Genomic DNA, 3,883 nt, shown 5'->3' with positions numbered 1-3,883 from the left:
AAGGGACTTTTTCATGACCAACTTTATTATTCTGGTTTACCTGGCCGGCGTACTCATTATCGGCATACTGGCCGGCCGGGGCATCAAAAATCTTTCCCAGTTCGCTGTGGCAGGCAAAGCCTACGGCTCGATGGTAATTTTTGCTACCCTGTCCGCCTCCTTTATTGGAGGCGGTTTTTCCATGGGCAATGCTGAAAAGGTTTTTCTGTTCGGCATTGTCAATATAGTTGCCCTGTGGGGATTCAGCCTCAAGGAAATCCTTGTGGCAGGATATATAGCCCCCAGGATGGACAGATACCGGGACGCCATCTCAGTGGGCGATATAATGGAGGTTCATTACGGCAAGACCGCCAAAGTATTTTCAGGTCTGTTCGGCTTCATTCTTTGTGCCGGAATCCTGGGCGCGCAAATCGGTGCCATCGGATACATTACCAATGTTTTTCTCGGGTTTGAACGTTTTTGGGGGATACTCCTGGGGTGTAGTATTGTCATCGCTTACGCCACTGCAGGAGGCATGAAGGCTGTGGTCTGGACTGATATTGTACAGTTCATAATCCTGGCAGTGGCCCTGCCAATGACTCTTTTCATGGGAATTCAAAGTGCAGGAGGAGTGGAGCACATTATCAGCACTGTACCGCAGGGACATTTAAGCATTTCCCTTGAACCTGCAGCAGTTATCGCCCTTTTTTCACTTTTTCTGGCTTTTGTAGTCGGAGAGACCCTTGTTCCGCCATACCTTCAAAGACTGCTCATCGGCCGCAATGCAAGCCAGGTTGTCAGAGGCACCCTTTACAGCGGACTTTTTTCCATCCCTTTTTTTGCTGTCACCGGGCTGATAGGAATGGTGGCCTTGGTGCTGAATCCCGAACTCAACCCCAATCTGGCCATGCCTTACGTGGTGCAGCAGGCACTGCCGCCTTTGCTGCAGGGTATTGTAATTGCTGCTGTTATTGCCATTATAATGTCTTCAGCGGACTCTTTTCTCAATGCCGCTGCCATCTGCTTCAGCAACGACATGGTGAAACCCTTGCGCAGAACAGCCATGAGCCGGGAATCCGAGGTCAAAATGGCCCGCTGCGTAACACTTCTTGTGGGGGTGATGGCTGTGGTTTTTGCCTTATCCATCGAAAGCGTGCTGGACATTTTGATATATGCATACAATTTCTGGGCCCCCATAATCCTGGTCCCCCTGGTTATGGCCATAATGCAGAGAAGGGTCAGCAGCACAAAGTTCTTAGGTGGAGCTGGAGCGGGGATTGCGGCCTTGCTCATCTGGAATTATGTCCTGAACGGACCCTGGGAAATTCACGGAATCGTGGTGGGCTTTTTTGCCAACCTGTTGGTTTTTATACTGCTGGATAGAGAAACAACAGCCGCGGCTTAAGACTTCCTTCTCCAGTCTGTGTTAAGACACATGGCTTTCAGCCGCGGGGAAAGGTTGCTGCCAGCTTTTTTCAGCCAGGCATTTTCAAAATTGAAGTTGCAACTATTTTTTCGTATACTTCCACAGCTTTTTTCATCCGTACCTGTAACCATTCAGGGGGTCCTCGATGGTGGCTACTGGCAACAGGCCTGGGGACTGTCCCCCGCTGAGAATATCTATGCAGATTCAAAAAATCTGCCCCTGTAAATATTGTATTTGTGCAGGAAAGGTATCGCTGGGACTGTCCCCAGTCACGCCAGAGGCGTGATTGTGGCACCCCCTGAATGGTTACCTGTACCTGAGGCAAGGGCATTTTAATGAGTGGTGACAAAGAAACCATAAACATACTGTTCACCGGAGACCTGCATATAGGCCGAACCTCCAGGCTGTTGCGAAATGGCCTGCCAGGAGGCACCGGGTACACGACAGACGCCTGGCACAGGACAGTAGATCTCTGAGGAGACTCTTATCATGGAGCGTTTTTTCAATACTGCAGGCCCCACTATCCCTGACGATCATTATCATATTGATCCCTTGCACCGCGTGGACTGGGAAGAAATTCAGCATCTCATGGACCATAAGCGCTATTTTGTCCTGCATGCACCCAGACAGACCGGTAAGACCAGCACCCTTTTAGCCATGATGAAGGTCATTAATGCCCAGGGCCGGTATAGCTGCGCCTATGCCAACATTGAAGGGGCTCAGGCAGCCAGAGGTGATGAGACCCAAGGTATACCAGCGGTCTGTGACGCTCTGTCAGACTCAGTGGAGCTATACACCGGCTGTGCTGACCTCAAAGCCTGGTATAGAAAAAATAAAAAAGAATTTTCTCCCCAGTATCTGCTCGCCTCTGTGCTCAGACAATGGGCCATGATTTCCTCCAGGCCTGTCATCCTTTTCCTGGATGAAGTGGACGCCCTGGTGGGAGATACTCTCATCTCCCTGCTGCGCCAGATCCGTTCCGGCTATGCCCAGCGCCCGGAGGCCTTCCCCCGGAGCATCATCCTGTGCGGAGTCAGGGATGTTCGCGATTATCGCATCCATCAGGAAGGCGGGGAAATCATCACTGGCGGCAGTGCCTTTAATATCAAGGCTAAATCCCTGCGCATGGGCAATTTCAGCCTGGAAGAGGTCCGGGCTCTGTGGCTGCAGCACACACAAGAGACGGGCCAGGAGTTTAAAGAGGATATTTTTCCTGAACTGTGGGAGGATACCAGAGGCCAGCCCTGGCTGGTCAACGCCCTGGGCCATGAAGTGACCTGGGAAATGCGGGCCTTGAGAGACCGGACCAGAAAGATCACCCTGACTGATTATCTGCAGGCCCGGGAACAGCTGATCATATCCCGGGCCACCCATCTGGATCAGCTGGGAGACAAACTACGCGAACCCAGGGTACACGGGGTGATTTCCGCCCTGCTGGCCGGAGAGGAAACCCTGAAGCAGGTCCCTGATGATGATCTGCAGTATGTGGAAGACCTGGGGCTTATCCAGCTTCGTCCCAGTCTGCGTATATCCAACCGCATTTACAGAGAGGTTATTCCCAGGGAACTTACCTGGTCTGTGCAGACCATGATCAGCAACCAGGAGACAGCCTGGTATGTGAAAGACGACCACAGCCTTGACATATTCAGGCTTCTTGAGGCTTTTCAGCAGTTTTTCCGGGAGCACAGCGAGATCTGGGAAGAAGGGTTTGATTACAGAGAAGCTGCTCCACAGCTTCTCTTGCAGGCCTTTCTGCAGAGGATACTTAACAGCGGAGGCCGGCTTCTGCGTGAATATGGCCTGGGCCGCAAGCGAACTGACCTGATCGTTGAATGGCCCTTAGATCCGCAAAAAAACATGTACGGACCTTTGCAGCGGGTGGTCATTGAGCTCAAGATCCTGCGGGGAGACCTGGAAAAGACCATCCAGACCGGCCTGGAGCAGACCGCGGACTATGCTGACCGGGTAAAAGCAGATGAAGCCCATCTGATTATATTCAACCGGGACAGAAAGGTATCCTGGGGCAAGAAAATCTTCAGACGCCAAGAAACCCATCAAAGCAGAAGCATAACTGTCTGGGGCGCCTGAACTCTTCTAATCCTTTATTGAGTAACTTCTCAATAAATCCTGGCAGTATTCCTGGATACCGGCTTCCGCCGGTATGACATCACAATGCAACGACCTGTTTTTATACGTTATTCCGGCGAAAGCCGGAATCCAGGTATTTTCTTAGTGACTTACTCCTGAAACCCTGTCACAAAAAACAAGAAAAATTTGAGCCATGACGGGGGTTCAGCACTTGGCACCGGGACTGTTTCATTTTTGGACACTAAGCTAAGGTGCTCTCCCCGCCGCGCAAGCGGCTGATGCCTTTTCCTTGCGGGTCCTGTCACGCCTGTGGCGTGATTGAATGCAGCGACAGCTGCCCTGAAAGGATTCAACTGGGGGCCTGCCCCGTGAAACAACGCTGAAAGCGTT

3 protein-coding genes are annotated in these 3,883 nt (G+C 51.7%); all 3 read left to right on the top strand.

The annotated features are described in order from the left end of the window. Positions 1 to 1,384 (top strand): sodium:solute symporter family protein (locus QZP87_RS01780; protein ID WP_291321206.1); only part of this gene is annotated, 1,384 nt, incomplete at its 5' end. Positions 1,385 to 1,740: 356 nt separating this feature from the next. Then, complete coding sequence (locus QZP87_RS01775; protein ID WP_291321205.1) at positions 1,741 to 1,881, top strand: hypothetical protein; 141 nt, start codon at positions 1,741 to 1,743, stop codon at positions 1,879 to 1,881. A gap of 13 nt (positions 1,882 to 1,894) precedes the next feature. Continuing rightward, a complete protein-coding gene (locus QZP87_RS01770; protein WP_291321204.1) occupies positions 1,895 to 3,493 on the top strand; it encodes an AAA-like domain-containing protein in 1,599 nt (532 codons plus the stop codon). Positions 3,494 to 3,883: the final 390 nt, after the last annotated feature.

The organism is Desulfonatronospira sp. (assembly GCA_003563255.1).
In the GTDB taxonomy this organism is placed as follows: domain Bacteria; phylum Desulfobacterota; class Desulfovibrionia; order Desulfovibrionales; family Desulfonatronovibrionaceae; genus Desulfonatronospira.
Note: the sequence above shows the minus strand (reverse complement) of the source record. Positions and strands in the feature narration are given on the sequence as shown.